9 protein-coding genes are annotated in these 13,885 nt (G+C 41.4%); all 9 read left to right on the plus strand.

Annotation, left to right across the window (positions count from 1 at the left end; translation table 11 throughout):
- The first annotated feature begins 19 nt into the window (after positions 1–19).
- The gene (locus POV26_RS11710; RefSeq protein ID WP_272856659.1) at positions 20–2,437 is read left to right on the plus strand and encodes a T9SS type A sorting domain-containing protein; all 2,418 of its coding nucleotides are present in this window, start codon (positions 20–22) and stop codon (positions 2,435–2,437) included.
- 294 nt (positions 2,438–2,731) lie between these two features.
- Positions 2,732–4,411: an SBBP repeat-containing protein gene (locus POV26_RS11715; RefSeq protein ID WP_272856660.1), complete on the plus strand. Its 1,680-nt coding sequence runs from the start codon at positions 2,732–2,734 to the stop codon at positions 4,409–4,411.
- Positions 4,412–4,673: 262 nt separating this feature from the next.
- Positions 4,674–6,263 carry a T9SS type A sorting domain-containing protein gene (locus POV26_RS11720; RefSeq protein ID WP_272856661.1) on the plus strand — a complete coding sequence of 530 codons (1,590 nt, stop codon included), beginning with the start codon at positions 4,674–4,676 and terminating at the stop codon, positions 6,261–6,263.
- A gap of 211 nt (positions 6,264–6,474) precedes the next feature.
- Positions 6,475–6,867, plus strand: coding sequence for a hypothetical protein (locus tag POV26_RS11725; protein WP_272856662.1), 393 nt, complete (start codon positions 6,475–6,477; stop codon positions 6,865–6,867).
- A 203-nt stretch (positions 6,868–7,070) separates the two neighbouring features.
- The gene (locus POV26_RS11730) at positions 7,071–7,367 is read left to right on the plus strand and encodes a TM2 domain-containing protein (RefSeq protein ID WP_272856663.1); all 297 of its coding nucleotides are present in this window, start codon (positions 7,071–7,073) and stop codon (positions 7,365–7,367) included.
- Positions 7,368–7,563: 196 nt separating this feature from the next.
- Positions 7,564–7,914, plus strand: coding sequence for a hypothetical protein (locus tag POV26_RS11735; RefSeq protein ID WP_272856664.1), 351 nt, complete (start codon positions 7,564–7,566; stop codon positions 7,912–7,914).
- A 7-nt stretch (positions 7,915–7,921) separates the two neighbouring features.
- A complete protein-coding gene (locus POV26_RS11740; protein ID WP_272856665.1) occupies positions 7,922–8,953 on the plus strand; it encodes a S1C family serine protease in 1,032 nt (343 codons plus the stop codon).
- A gap of 500 nt (positions 8,954–9,453) precedes the next feature.
- Positions 9,454–10,554, plus strand: a complete 1,101-nt coding sequence (locus tag POV26_RS11745) for a DUF4407 domain-containing protein (RefSeq protein ID WP_272856666.1) — start codon at positions 9,454–9,456, stop codon at positions 10,552–10,554.
- Between the two features lie 297 nt (positions 10,555–10,851).
- A complete protein-coding gene (locus POV26_RS11750; protein ID WP_272856667.1) occupies positions 10,852–13,854 on the plus strand; it encodes an aminotransferase class III-fold pyridoxal phosphate-dependent enzyme in 3,003 nt (1,000 codons plus the stop codon).
- Positions 13,855–13,885 lie beyond the last annotated feature (31 nt).

Below are 13,885 nucleotides of genomic sequence, written 5' to 3' on the forward strand. Positions count from 1 at the left end.
TAACACTAAACCAGATTTTATGAAACGACTATTATTATTTTCAGTATTGAGCATTTTTTGCTTGACTATTTCAGCACAGACAAAAACTTGGGTTGGGCCTTCGGGAGGTTCCTATAGTGTATCCTCCAATTGGAGTCCTGCGGGTGTACCAAACCAAAACAATGATGTGATTGTCCCCACGGGGAGCGATATGATTATAGATATTGAGGCAAATATAAAATCCATTGCCGTTCAGGGTAATTCCCACGTTACTATGAGAAATACGCTCTATTTTACAAATACCTCCTCTATTGCGGCAAATGCTTCCTTTACTTGGCAATTTGGGTATTTACAAGGCACGGGAACTTTAAATAATAACGGTAGCTTTACTATTATTGAGAACATAAATAAATACATTGAAGACACAACCATTATAAACAATGCAGGAACCATAAATTTTCCTGTGGGCTTTTATTTATTTCTGGGTGATGGCTCAATTATTAACAATTTAGCAGCAGGTGTCATTGATTTTCAATCGGATGCTAATATTGTCTATGACGGAACTGCAGGCCATATCTTAAACAATGCGGGATTGATCAAAAAATCTGGGGGCATAGGCGTGTCAACAATTGAGGTTGCTTTGAACAATACAGGCATTATCAGCTTAGAAACCGGAGAGATGAACTTATATGGCGAGGAAAAAACATTTAACGGAGGTGTTTATAATGTGAATGCCGGAAGTGTCATGCGATTGGGAGGGGATAATATCAATTTTGAGGGTACCCTAACCGGACAATTGGATGGCGAAATGAACTGGACAAATTATGTCACTGTAGCAAATACCGCAATATTGGATTTTGATGGCAATGGTTTCAACTGGACATCCGGATACTTAAAGGGAGATGGTGTTTTAACCAACAACGGTACGCTAACCTTTCCTTCAACGGTAAATAAATATATAGAAAATGCTACCACGCTTGAAAATTTAGGAATTATAAATTTTGAAATTGGCTGCTATTTGTTTGTTAATGATGACTCCGTTCTTGACAATACGGCTTCAGGGGTAATTGATTTTAAATCGGATGGCAATATCACCTATGGTGGGAACGGAAGTCATATCCTCATTAATTCGGGATTGATTAAAAAGACTGTTGGAACTACTTCATTCCTAGATGCCAAATTGGTAAATACAGGCACTATCAGTGTGGAAGCGGGACAATTAAACCTGTACGGCGAGGACAAGACTTTTAATGGAGGTGTCTATAATGTGAATGCAGGAAGCGTAATGAGTTTGGGAGGAAACAATATTAATCTGGAGGGTACATTAACTGGGCAACTGGACGGCGAAATGAACTGGACAAATTATGTAACGGTAGCAAATGCCGCAACTTTAGACTTTGATGGCAATGGTTTCAGTTGGACTGCCGGTTACTTACAGGGAGATGGCGTTTTAACCAACAAAAGCGTCTTCAACTTTCCCACCCCTGTAAATAAATATATGTACGGAACAACCATACTGGAAAATCAAGGCATTATCAACTTTACGGTACCTTCCACTTTGTTTGTTGGCGATGATTCCAACATCAATAACACCGCCTCAGGAGTTATCGATTTTAAAGCAGACGCATCTGTTGCTACTTCTGAAAATGGAAGCATCAACAATGCAGGTGTATTAAAGAAAACAACGGGCACGGGCATTGCCTATTTTTATCTTCCGGTTACTAATTCTGGAACAATCGACATACAGTCTGGAACCATGACATTCGTAGATGGAAATAACTTTACCAATACAGTAAATGGCAAAGTAATGGGCATCGGCACAATAGATGTACCTGTTTCCGCAAACTTTACAAATGACGGCATCTTCTCCCCAGGCGGTTATCCAGGAACATTGACCGTTATTGGCGATTATAAATCCACATCAAATTCTGATCTACAAATAGAAATTTACGGTTACAACCAAGGAACAGAATACGACCTGCTTGCTATTCAGGGCAACGCAATAATGGATGGCGACATCCCGGTTTACTTGGCCTTTGAAGCCAATATTGGAGATGAATTCGTAATCCTTACAGCAAACAACATTACCAGCTGCAACCTCCCCGCAACAGTTACCGCCCATCATGACGGTAATAATTATACGTTCGATGTAATCTGCAACCCAACAAATGTTACGCTAAAAATAACCAACATCGTTTTGGGAACCGAAGAAAATACATTGAGCAATATTTCCATGTACCCAAACCCATCCAACGGTCGTTTCACCATAAACTTGGGCAGGGAATATACAGATGTAACCGTTCAGGTTATAAATATGCTCGGGCAGGTTATTTCCTCTTCAAAATACGCTTCAGCAAGATCTGTTGAAAAGGAGATAAATGCTCCCGCGGGAATATATTTTGTAAAAGTGAGTACAGCTAAAGAAGGATCGAAAACTTTAAGGATTATAAAACAATAGATTTTTCAATAGCCTGTGAGGTTGAAACCAACCGGAATGCCTTCTGAAATATGGAGGCATTTTTTATTCCCAATAAAATGAAGGAATTGCCGCGAAAGCGAAAGCGAAATTGAAGTTGAAATTGAAATTGAAATTGAAATTGAAATTGAAATATTAGAAAAGCGAAAAATCTTCAACCCAAAAAAGGATTTACCGAAACACTACCCACTACCCTCTTAAATACGGCAACTGCCCCATTGATTTACCAATATTTACTGGGCACCTTTGAATTATAACTTTTAAAACCCAGAAATTATGAAACAAATGATACTCTTGGCATTGGGCCTCATGGTCTTTTCGCTGAACGCACAAAGCCTGCAATGGGCAAAACAAATTGCAGGTACTTCCAGTGGCCACACTATGGCAATAGATGCCGCTGGTAATGTTTATACCTTGGGAACATTTCGCTATACCGCAGATTTTGACCCATCTGTAAATACCTATAACATGACTTCAAACGGAGAAGGGGATATTTTTATTACCAAATTTGATGCAATCGGAAATTTCATCTGGGCGCTACAGCTTGGGGCGCAATACTATAACGACATCCCCGGAAATATTGCTTTTGATTCCAACGGCAATATAGTGGTTGCAGGTTCCTTCCAAGGCACAATTGATTTGGATCCGGGCGTGGGCGAACACATGGTAACCACGGAAGGCAAAGAAGCCTTTTTAGTGAAATTGGACACCAATGGCAATCTGCTATGGGCCACACATTGGGGCGGAAATGACTACTTGGCGCAAAATAACGTATATACAGTGGTTTTGGACGGGGCGGACAATATCATTATAGGCGGCGGCTTCTTTGGGACCAACGACCTTGATCCCGGAGCCGGAACATTTACCGTATCCGTGGCTTCCTATGAAGATGCCTACCTATCCAAATTGGATGCCAACGGCAATTTTTTATGGGCCATCACCATTGGGGGAGATAGTCCATGGAATGACCAAGTAAATGCAGTAGCTGTTGACGATTCGGGAAACATCACTTTTGGCGGGAAATTCTATGGAAATGTTCCCGCATATAATTTAACGGGCAATGGTAATTTCTATATAAAATTGGATGCTTCGGGCAATTTGGTCTGGTCAAAACAAACCACAGGGAGCGGCAGTATTTTAACGGTCACTTCCCTAAAGATCGATGCCGATAACAACACCTACATTACCGGCGGTTATTTGGGTACATGCGACTTTGACCCGGGCGCGGGCGTTTACAACCTTTCGAGCAGCGGCGGCTATATTGATATTTTTATTTTAAAACTGAACGCCGCGGGCGACTTTGTGTGGGCCACAGGTTTTGGCGGGGAAGATGGGCTGGACACTTCAAAATCCATTGAACTGGACGGCCAAGGCTATCTATATGTAACCGGCCATTATAAGGGAACCGCAGATTTTGCCCCGGGGACCGAGGAATTTTTGATGACGCCCATTGGCCATATTGATATGTTCCTCCTAAAACTTGATACCGATGGCAATTTTGAATACGCAAACACCTTTGGCAGCGCCCCCAATGGCGATACTATTGGCCACTCGGTACATGCACAGGGCAACGGAACTGTTTTTCTTACAGGTTCTTTTCAAAACACAACCGATTTTGATCCCAGCGGTGGCGTTTACAATTTAATTTCTACAGGAGGGGATAACTGTTTTATGCTAAAACTCAATGGCGATCCGCTGGGAATTACCAAAAACAACCTGTTGCCCATTTCCCTATATCCAAATCCGTCAAAGGGCAGCTTTACCGTCGATCTGGGCAAAGAATTTCAAAACGCGACTGTTGAAATCTCAAATATGATGGGGCAAATTATTTCTTCTGAAAAATACAGTTCCGTAAAAACAATAACGCAACAAATAAATGCTTCCGCGGGAATTTATTTCGTAAAAGTAAGTACGGCCAAAGAAGGATCGAACACATTAAGGATTATAAAACAATGATCGTTCAATAGCTTGTGAGGTTGAAACCAACCGGAATGCCTTCTGAAATATGGAGGCATTTTTTTGAAATCGAAACCAAAATTGAAATTGAAATTGAATCACCTCGTCACCCAACATCCCTCATGCCTCATACCTCAAACCTCATCCCTCACCCAGCACCCAGCACCCAGCACCCCCCACCCAACACCCAACACCCAACATTTTTTTGATGACTTTTCCCAACTTTCCCGATATACCTATATAATCCTTAAAAAACCAAATTATGAAAGCATCTATTACAATTTTCGCATTATTGCTGGGCCTATTTACGGCCCAAGCCCAAGACCCCGCCATTATTTGGCAAAAAACCATTGGCGGTAGCGACACCGATTTCTCGACCAATTTTGAAGCCACCACCGATGGCGGCTACATTTTGGGCGGGTATTCCACCAGCAACATTTCTGGCGAAAAAACCGAAAATAGCAACGGGGCCATCGACATCTGGATCGTAAAAATTGACGGCTCCGGCAACATACAATGGCAAAACACCATCGGGGGCAGTGGCGACGATTATCTTATTTCGCTTCAACAAACCTCAGACGGCGGTTATATTCTCGGTGCCGGTTCAGACTCAAACATTTCTGGCGACAAGACCGAAAATTCCCGTGGCGGTTTGGATTATTGGATCATAAAACTGGATGCCTCGGGCAATATTCTCTGGCAAAAAACCTATGGAGGCAACCAACCGGAGTTTGATACCTATATCGTAGAAACCACAGATGGTGGCTATTTTGTGGGCGGTTATTCCGATAGCGACGTAAACGGTGACAAAACAGACCCCACCAACGGGCAACGCGACTACTGGGCCCTAAAGCTGGACAGCAACGGAAACATTGTTTGGCAAAACAGCATAGGAGGCAGTTTGGTTGACCGTCCACAAGCAGCCTTTCAAACCACTGACGGAGGCTTTATAATCGGCGGATTTTCAAATTCCCCAAGCTCGGGCGACAAAACTGAAAACACACGCGGCGGCAACGATTACTGGATTGTAAAACTGGATGAAAACGGGGCGGTACAATGGGACCGCACCTATGGAGGAAATGACAGTGACGTGCTTCGCGATATGATACAACTGGCAAATGGCAGCTACTTTGTGGGCGGATATTCAAAATCAAATATTTCTGGAGACAAGACCGAAAACTCACAGGGCGATTACGATGCCTGGATCCTAAAGCTGGATAGCAGCGGCAATTTGGACTGGCAAAACACCATTGGCGGTAGCGGCATAGACTATCCGCGCGATGTAAAACAGCTTGCCGATGGCACCTATATGGTAGCCTGCTGGAGCAACAGCAACATCAGCGGCGACAAAACAGAGAATTCCAACGGAGGTTATGATTATTGGCTGCTAAGGCTCAATACCGCTGGAAATATCATATCCCAAAACTCCATTGGCGGGGCTGCCGATGAAAGCGGTTCCTACATCCTTCCCACTGCAGATGGCAATTTCGCCATGTTCTGCTCCTCAGACAGCAATATCTCTGGCGATAAAAGCGAAAACAGCAGAGGCCTTGATGATTATTGGGTTTTTAAGACCACCCCAACAATCCTCGGGATTTCAAAAAATACTTTTGGCCCAGCCATAAGCGCCTACCCAAACCCGACCAATGGCAGATTTACGATAAATCTGGGCGAAAGTTTTTCAGAAATAAATGTAACCATCAGCAATATGCTTGGGCAAGTGGTTTCAACTTCAACCTATAAAAACGCACAAAAATTAGACGTGGAAATAAACGGCACTGCAGGAATCTATCTCGCGACCGTAAAAACTTCCGAAGGAAAACAAGCTACCCTAAAAATAACAAAACAGTAATTTTTTTCATTTCAATTAGTTAATAAGATGGAAGCTCCCCTAAAAAGGAGCTTCTTTCATCAATAACACCCCGTTAATCCTGTTTCCTTTACTTCTGCCTCCCTTCAGTCTCTTTTCGTGTTTCCCTTTCAATCCTACATCAAAAAGCATAAAAATTCCTATCTTTCACAAAAGTTTGAAACCTAAAATCAATTCATAAAAAAATATACCTATGAAAAATTTAATCGCTCTTTTCGTCTTCGTTCTTCTCGCAGCCACTGTGCAAAGCCAATCCCTTACCCAAAAAGACGTTACCGGCACTTGGCTGGTTACGAACGTTGAAAACAGCAACAGCAACCCAAAAATGGCAGCGGCAATGGCCAACGCGGTGATTAACCTTTATGCCGATAACAGTTTTGAAATAAAGGAAAGACAGGCAAACGGCACTGCGTATTCATATACAACCTCCACGAATAAAAATGCAACCTGGAGTTTCAACCCAAGCACCCAGACCATCAGCACTACCCGTTCAAAAATGACGCTTCAAATTTCCAAAAGCGGCGACAAAACTTTTTTTACCGATACGGACAGCGGGCTGAAATTTGAAGTGATGAAACCTATATAAAACTATCCTATTAATTGTTAAAACCCATTGTGCCATCCCTAAGGATAGTAGGATGGGTTTCCTTTTTAACCAACTCCTATTCCCCGAAGTTTTTATAAAGAAAATCCTTCAATTACGGAAAACCGTAATACAAATTCCATTAAATTTCAGAAGTTTGGGAAATGATAAATTCAACCCATTAAAAAAACAAAACAACCAAGACTATGAATAAACACTACCTTCAATCGCAGCTTAAATCAACAGGCACAGCTTACCTGCTGTTCTTCTTTCTCTTTGCAACCCACTACGCCTATCTTGGCAAATGGGGGCTGCAATTTCTCTTTTGGTTCACCTTCGGCGGACTGGGCATTTGGTGGTTAATAGACCTTTTTACCATGTCCAGCAAAGTGAATGCGCACAACGCCGTAATCTTCCGCCAAATTGAGGAAATTGAAAAAAGGGAGCGCAATGACGATCAAGCCAGGCAATTGGCCATGCTTGCGGCCGTAAAGGGGAATTAACACACACTCCAAAACTCCACTTCGTTGTTATAGCCCAATGGGTTGGGGTTTTATTTTTAAGGAAGATTCCTTCTAATAAAAATGCTTTGGAAATAAAGTGTTTGCTTTATATTTGAAGTTAACTTTATTACACCATATTAGGCGAATAAACACCAGATGGTTTTTATATGCGTGTTGTGCAACATTTGAAAAAAATATGAAACAAACTTTTACCTTAATGATATTCTTATTCCTTATCAGTCTTTCATTTGGTCAAAACCTTGAAGATTTAGATAGCTATACAGTTGACGAATTTTATAAAAAAGTAGAACTTGACAGAGGAACACTTGATGAAGATGGAGACGAAATTGAATATATTTATGTGAAAACGGAATTAGAGAAGGGCGACTATAAAATTGACTTGACTGATGGAGATGGAGATTTATACGAGGTAAAAGACACAAATATTTTTATAAAATTTAATGGCTACTTTGGATATGCTGGTTACTCAACTGAATGTATTTTAAAAGTAGATTATTACTCATCAATAGTTTACAAATTAGAATAAAATAGGAATGAAAAAATACTTTATAATAATACTATTAGTTCCAACTTTAATGTTTTCTCAAAATGCTAAAGAAATTGCAAAAATGTGTATGGCTTCCACAGTTTCACTTGTTATGGAAGACAACTTTAAACAACCTTTATCTTTAGGCTCTGGATTTATTGTTGATAATGGTAAAGTAATCACCAACCTACACGTAATAGAAAATGCAAAATATGGTTACGTAACTATTAATGGAGAATCAAAAAAGCATAATATTGAGGGATATTTAGCTATTGATAAAACTAATGATTTAGCATTATTATCAGTTCCAACCTTAATAGGTAATTCAATTGAAATAAACGATAATAATCCAGAAATTGGAGAGAAGATTTATGCCATTGGTAATCCAAAAGGTTTGTCAGGAACAATATCAGAAGGAATTATAAGCGGAATTAGAACTTTTGACAATGAAGAACTTATCCAAATAACAGCACCTATTTCGCCTGGAAGTAGTGGCGGACCAGTAATAAATAATAATGGTCAATTAATTGGAGTTTCGGTTGGAACTTTAGATGCTGGACAGAATTTGAATTTCGCAATTCCTACAAAATATGTTACAAAATTAATTCAACAAACCAAAACCCAATTAACCCAATTAAATATTAAGTCTGTTCCGAAAAAAGATAGTGAGAGTAATTTGGGAAAAGGAATTAAGGAAGGACTGGAGATTATAAACATAGAATGGAATGCAATTGACTACTCAATTCCGGCAGAATATCGCTCGAAAGAAAGAGAATTAGAGGGCTTTTCTATCAAAAACAACTTGCCTTATGAAATAACTAAAGTAACATTGCTGTTTATTTTAAGAAATGCACAAGGTCAACCAATTGATGCTTTTGAATATAGTCCATATATAAGTTATGGCGATTACATAAAACCATTTCTCGCAAAATATATTGAGGCAGGTTTTGGAAGTTCAATCGGAAGAGAAAGAGTAAGCAAAAGAAAAAGTGGAGAAAAACTTGAAATTAGAATATTAGACTTCTCAATTAAAGAATAAAAAACGTTGCACAACAATGGCTCCTATGAAAAGCACTAATCCCGTTCTTCAAAAATAATATTTTTATTTTAATTATCTCATAATGATTATTTTGGGGTGTTGGAATGTTGATAATTCCGAAGGATTATCAGTATTTCAATACCATATAACTTGCTCCGCATCCTATATGTGGTCCATTGTCCAGCGCGGCCAGCAGTCCCGATAGCTATCGGGATATGATTATAAGTTATAATAAACCTGGCCACTTGCTATAAAGATGTGATTCCTATTTTTTGGATCTCCGATGGCCTCTCCCCAGCTAGCGCACGTTTGCAACGTGTGTCCACAAAAGAAATCCCCTACTTTTAAGTAAGCAATTTTTTCCATCCGCATATTTTACAACCCCAACTATCCACTATAAATTATGCATTAAACCCCAAAAACCCTGTAACAATCTGAAAGAAATAGCGTTATATAGATTCATCAACCTGCCTGCCAGAAGGTAGGTCTAAAAAAACCTTATGCTACAACGCTTTTTCATCTTCTGCTCCGGCGCGGATACCGCCATCCTTGACGAATGTTCACCCGGCGAACGCACCAAATACGCCGGTATTGGCGCCACCGTATTCTTTACCGCCGTTATGGCCACTATTGCCGCCGCCTATGCGCTTTACACGGTTTTCGACAATTACTTTTCCGCTATTTTCTTCGGAATTATTTGGGGATTGCTCATCTTCAACCTCGACAGGTTCATCGTTTCCACCATCAAAAAACGCAACAACTTCTTTGATGAATTGATACAGGCCTCCCCGCGAATTGCCTTGGCAATAATCATCGCCATCGTGATCTCAAAACCCTTGGAAATGAAGATTTTCGAAAAGGAAATCAACCAAGTTTTGCTCACCGAGAAGAATGAAATGACCCTCGCCAACAAAGACCAGTTGGCATTGCAATACACCCCTTCCGTAAAAGCCTTGGAAACCGAAATTGAAGGTTTAAAAAACGAGATAACCACAAAAGAAGCCGAAGTAAACGCCCTTTACGAAACCTACATTGCCGAAGCCGAAGGCCGCAAAGGCACGGAACTAATAGGCAAAGGACCCGTTTACAAAGAAAAGCGCGAAAAACACGATGCAGAGCTCGCTGCATTGGCAGAGCTAAAGAAAACAAACGCCGAAAAGATTGCTGCAGCCGAAGCCCAAATAGCAACCTTAGCCACCGAATACCAAACAAAAGTGGCAGAAACCCAACCCGTAATTGACGGTTTTGATGGGTTAATGGCACGTGTAAATGCGTTGAATAAACTTCCACTGTTGCCTTCGTTGTTTATCTTTTTGCTGTTCCTCGCAATAGAAACTTCTCCTATTTTCGCAAAACTTTTGTCCCCAAAAGGCGCGTATGACTTAAAGTTGGAAGAACAGGAAAGCGCATTAAAGTCCTGGGTTGTCCAACAGAAAACACAACGCGACATAGTAGTAACCACAGACCGCGACATCAACAACAGGGTGTATGCAGACATCGCCGAGGAGCAGGAACTTTACGATTACAAGCGAAAAAAGGCAAGAGAGCTGATGCAGATGCAGGCCGATGCCTTTTACAAAAAACAGAAAAGCGTGCTGTAAAGCCCCCTAACCCCCGAAGGGGGAACTTTTCTTTAGGCTCAAAACTGTGTTATTTTAAATAATTTAATGGCTCCTCCCCTGATAGGGGGAGGTGGCATTTCATTTTGCCAAAAAGCAAAATGAAATGACGGAGGGGGTACAAGTTTAAACCCCTTCTCAATTTACCATTTTCTTAATTGTCCTACAATTATCCTTAATTGCCGCCAGATTTATCTGGGGGAACAATTAATATGGGATTTTGGGAAGGGCTTTAGCCCAACATTCAGTAATTTTGAAATAATATTTTTCCGGTAAACTATGTCCAAAACCACCCCAGACCAAGCATCAAAAATCGCCAAAGACCATTATAATATTTCAGCCGAAGCCTCAAATCTTGACGGCTACGTTGACGAAAATTTTCTTTTAAAAACAGTTTCAGATGAAAAATTCCTTCTGAAAATTTCTTCCGAAGAAAATGGCGAGCAACTAAATTTTCAAGTAGCGATACTAAAGCATCTTTCAACAAAAAGTTTAGATACTTCCCTTTCCAAAGTTATTCCAAATAAAGAAGGAAACCTGCTTACAGAACTTCCAAACAACAAAACCGCCAGCGTATTAACCTGGCTACCCGGCAGGCTTTGGGCAACGGTAAACCCAAAAACCGAATCTTTGCGAAATAGTTTGGGCGAGGCCGTCGGAAGTTTGACAAACGCATTGCAGGATTTTAACCATCCCGCCGCCCAAAGAAAGCTGGATTGGGATCTGGCAAATACAGCATGGACCTCAGAACACAGCAATCGATTTTCTGGAAGGCAAAAGGAAATCGTACAGCATTTCCAAAATCGTTTTGTGGAAATTCAAAAGGAATACAGAACCCTTCCCAAAAGCATCGTCCACGCCGATGTGAACGATTATAACATTTTGGTCTCCGACGATCTGCGAAACCCGAAAGTAACGGCGCTGATTGACTTTGGCGATGCGGTTTTTACCCAGACCGTCAACGACCTCGCCATAGTTTTGGCGTATGCCGCCATGAACCTTCCCGACCCGCTTACAGCAGCTTTGGAAGTTGTAAAAGGGTATAACAAACACTACAAACTATCGGAAAACGAACTGCAATGTTTATATACTTTGGTCGGAATGCGCCTCGTTACAACCGTTACGAGCGCCTCCCTTAAAAAAGAGGAATTTCCAAACGAGGAATATTTCGTAATCAGCGAAAAACCTGCTTGGGAATTGCTGGAGAAATGGTTCAACGTGAACGAAAATTTTGCCTATTATTCCTTCCGAAACGCTTGTGGATATTCCGCACATCCCCTGCAAAAGAAGTTCGAAAACTGGGCAAAAAACAATCGGGTTCCGTTAAAAACGATGTTCCCAAGCCTCGCTTCAAAAAAAATAACAAATCTCGATATGAGCGTTGGCAGTACTTTGCTCGGAAATCCTTCTGAATATAACGATACGGAGGTTTCAGAATTCAAACTGAAACAATTCCGAAAACACCATCCCAAAACCCTACTGCTGAACGGTTATTTGGAAACACGTCCTTTTTACACCACCGAAGCTTTTAAAAGCGAAGGCAACAACGGCCCGCAATACCGAACCGTCCACTTGGGAACCGATTTTTGGATACCGGCCAAAACCCCCGTCCACGCACCCTTTGATGGAAAAGTGAGAATAATCCATCACAACAATTACGATAAGGATTACGGCCCGATGCTCATCCTGGAGCACACTTTTAAAGGCGGAAAATTCTACTCGCTCTACGGCCATTTGTCGCTAATGTCGTTGGAAATTTTAAAAGTGGGGCAAAAGGTAAAACAGGGCGACCGCATCGCTTACATCGGCAAACCATCTGAAAATGGCAATTGGGCACCGCATCTTCACTTTCAATTGGTTTTGGATCTGTTGGGCAATAACGAAAATTTCAACGGAGTTGCATTGCCTTCAAAAGTTGAAATTTGGAAAAGCATTTGCCCAAACCCAAATTTTATTTTTGAAGAGGAATTGGAAACCGCCGAAACAAAGAATTCGGAAGAAAAAATGATTCGTTTCAGAAAAGAACACCTCGGGAAAGGCTTGAGTCTTTCCTATGAAAAACCGTTGCACATCGTGCGCGGCGAAGGTGTTTATTTAATTGATATTGAAGGCCGAAAATATCTGGATACCGTAAACAACGTAAACCACGTGGGCCATCAGCACCCAAAAGTGGTTGCCGCAGGACAACGGCAAATGGCGGTTTTGAATACGAATACGCGCTATCTGCACGAAGAAATTATCGCCTATGCCGAAGCATTGCTGAAAAAACTACCGCCGCATTTATCGGTTATTCACATTGTAAATTCGGGCAGCGAGGCCAACGAACTTGCGCTGCGAATGGCAAAAACCGTAACGGGCAACAAGGATATTCTGGCGATTGAAGTAGGCTACCACGGGAACACAAACGCGGTAATGGACGTGAGCTCCTATAAATTTGAAGGCAAAGGCGGTTTCCCAAAACCTGGGACAACGCACATTTTGCCGTTGCCGGATTCCTTCCGAGGAAAATATTCCGGAGAAAATTGTGGGATTGATTATGCCAATCACGCCGCGGAAATCATTCAAAATTTAAAATCTGAAGGAAAAGAAATCGCAGGGTTTATCGGTGAAACTATGATTAGTTGTGGCGGACAAATTGTTCCCCCGAAAAACTATTTCAAGGAAGTTTACAAGCAGGTTCGCGAAGCGGGCGGTATCTGCATTGCCGATGAAGTACAAACTGGTTTTGGCCGCATGGGGAAAACCTTTTGGGCGTTCGAACTTTACGACGTACAGCCGGATATTGTAACGATGGGCAAACCTGCTGGAAACGGGCATCCGCTTGCCGTAGTTGCTTGCACCAAAGAAATTGCCGAAAAATTCAACACGGGAATGGAGTATTTCAACACCTTTGGCGGGAATCCCGTTTCCTGCGCCATTGGAAGGACGGTTTTGGAGGTTATTGAAGAAGAAAACCTGCAGCAAAATGCTTTGGAAGTTGGGGGCTTTTTAATTGCCGAATTGAAAACACTTCAAAAGCAATTCCCAATTATTGGCGACGTACGCGGTGAGGGGTTGTTTTTGGGGTTTGAATTGAATGATTCCAATAAAAATCCACTGCCCGAACACGCTTCCTATCTGGCAAATAGAATGAAACAACTCGGTATTTTGATGAGCATTGACGGCCCCGACCACAACGTTCTAAAAATAAAACCCCCAATGGTTTTCAGCAAAGAGCATGCGGAAGAGCTTCTCTTTAGACTGAAAATTGTTTTTGGGGAAGATTTTATGTTGAAATTTTAAAGAAACTCCGTGCTCTCTGCGCCTTTGTGGT

This window comes from Aequorivita todarodis (assembly GCF_028561335.1).
Lineage (GTDB): Bacteria > Bacteroidota > Bacteroidia > Flavobacteriales > Flavobacteriaceae > Aequorivita > Aequorivita todarodis.

What these genes read in the sequence shown, in the direction of transcription:
- POV26_RS11710 (WP_272856659.1), top strand. Translation starts at nt 20, where the DNA reads ATGAAACGACTATTATTATTTTCAGTATTGAGCATTTTTTGCTTGACT.
- POV26_RS11715 (WP_272856660.1), top strand. Translation starts at nt 2,732, where the DNA reads ATGAAACAAATGATACTCTTGGCATTGGGCCTCATGGTCTTTTCGCTG.
- POV26_RS11720 (WP_272856661.1), top strand. Translation starts at nt 4,674, where the DNA reads ATGAAAGCATCTATTACAATTTTCGCATTATTGCTGGGCCTATTTACG.
- POV26_RS11725 (WP_272856662.1), top strand. Translation starts at nt 6,475, where the DNA reads ATGAAAAATTTAATCGCTCTTTTCGTCTTCGTTCTTCTCGCAGCCACT.
- POV26_RS11730 (WP_272856663.1), top strand. Translation starts at nt 7,071, where the DNA reads ATGAATAAACACTACCTTCAATCGCAGCTTAAATCAACAGGCACAGCT.
- POV26_RS11735 (WP_272856664.1), top strand. Translation starts at nt 7,564, where the DNA reads ATGAAACAAACTTTTACCTTAATGATATTCTTATTCCTTATCAGTCTT.
- POV26_RS11740 (WP_272856665.1), top strand. Translation starts at nt 7,922, where the DNA reads ATGAAAAAATACTTTATAATAATACTATTAGTTCCAACTTTAATGTTT.
- POV26_RS11745 (WP_272856666.1), top strand. Translation starts at nt 9,454, where the DNA reads ATGCTACAACGCTTTTTCATCTTCTGCTCCGGCGCGGATACCGCCATC.
- POV26_RS11750 (WP_272856667.1), top strand. Translation starts at nt 10,852, where the DNA reads ATGTCCAAAACCACCCCAGACCAAGCATCAAAAATCGCCAAAGACCAT.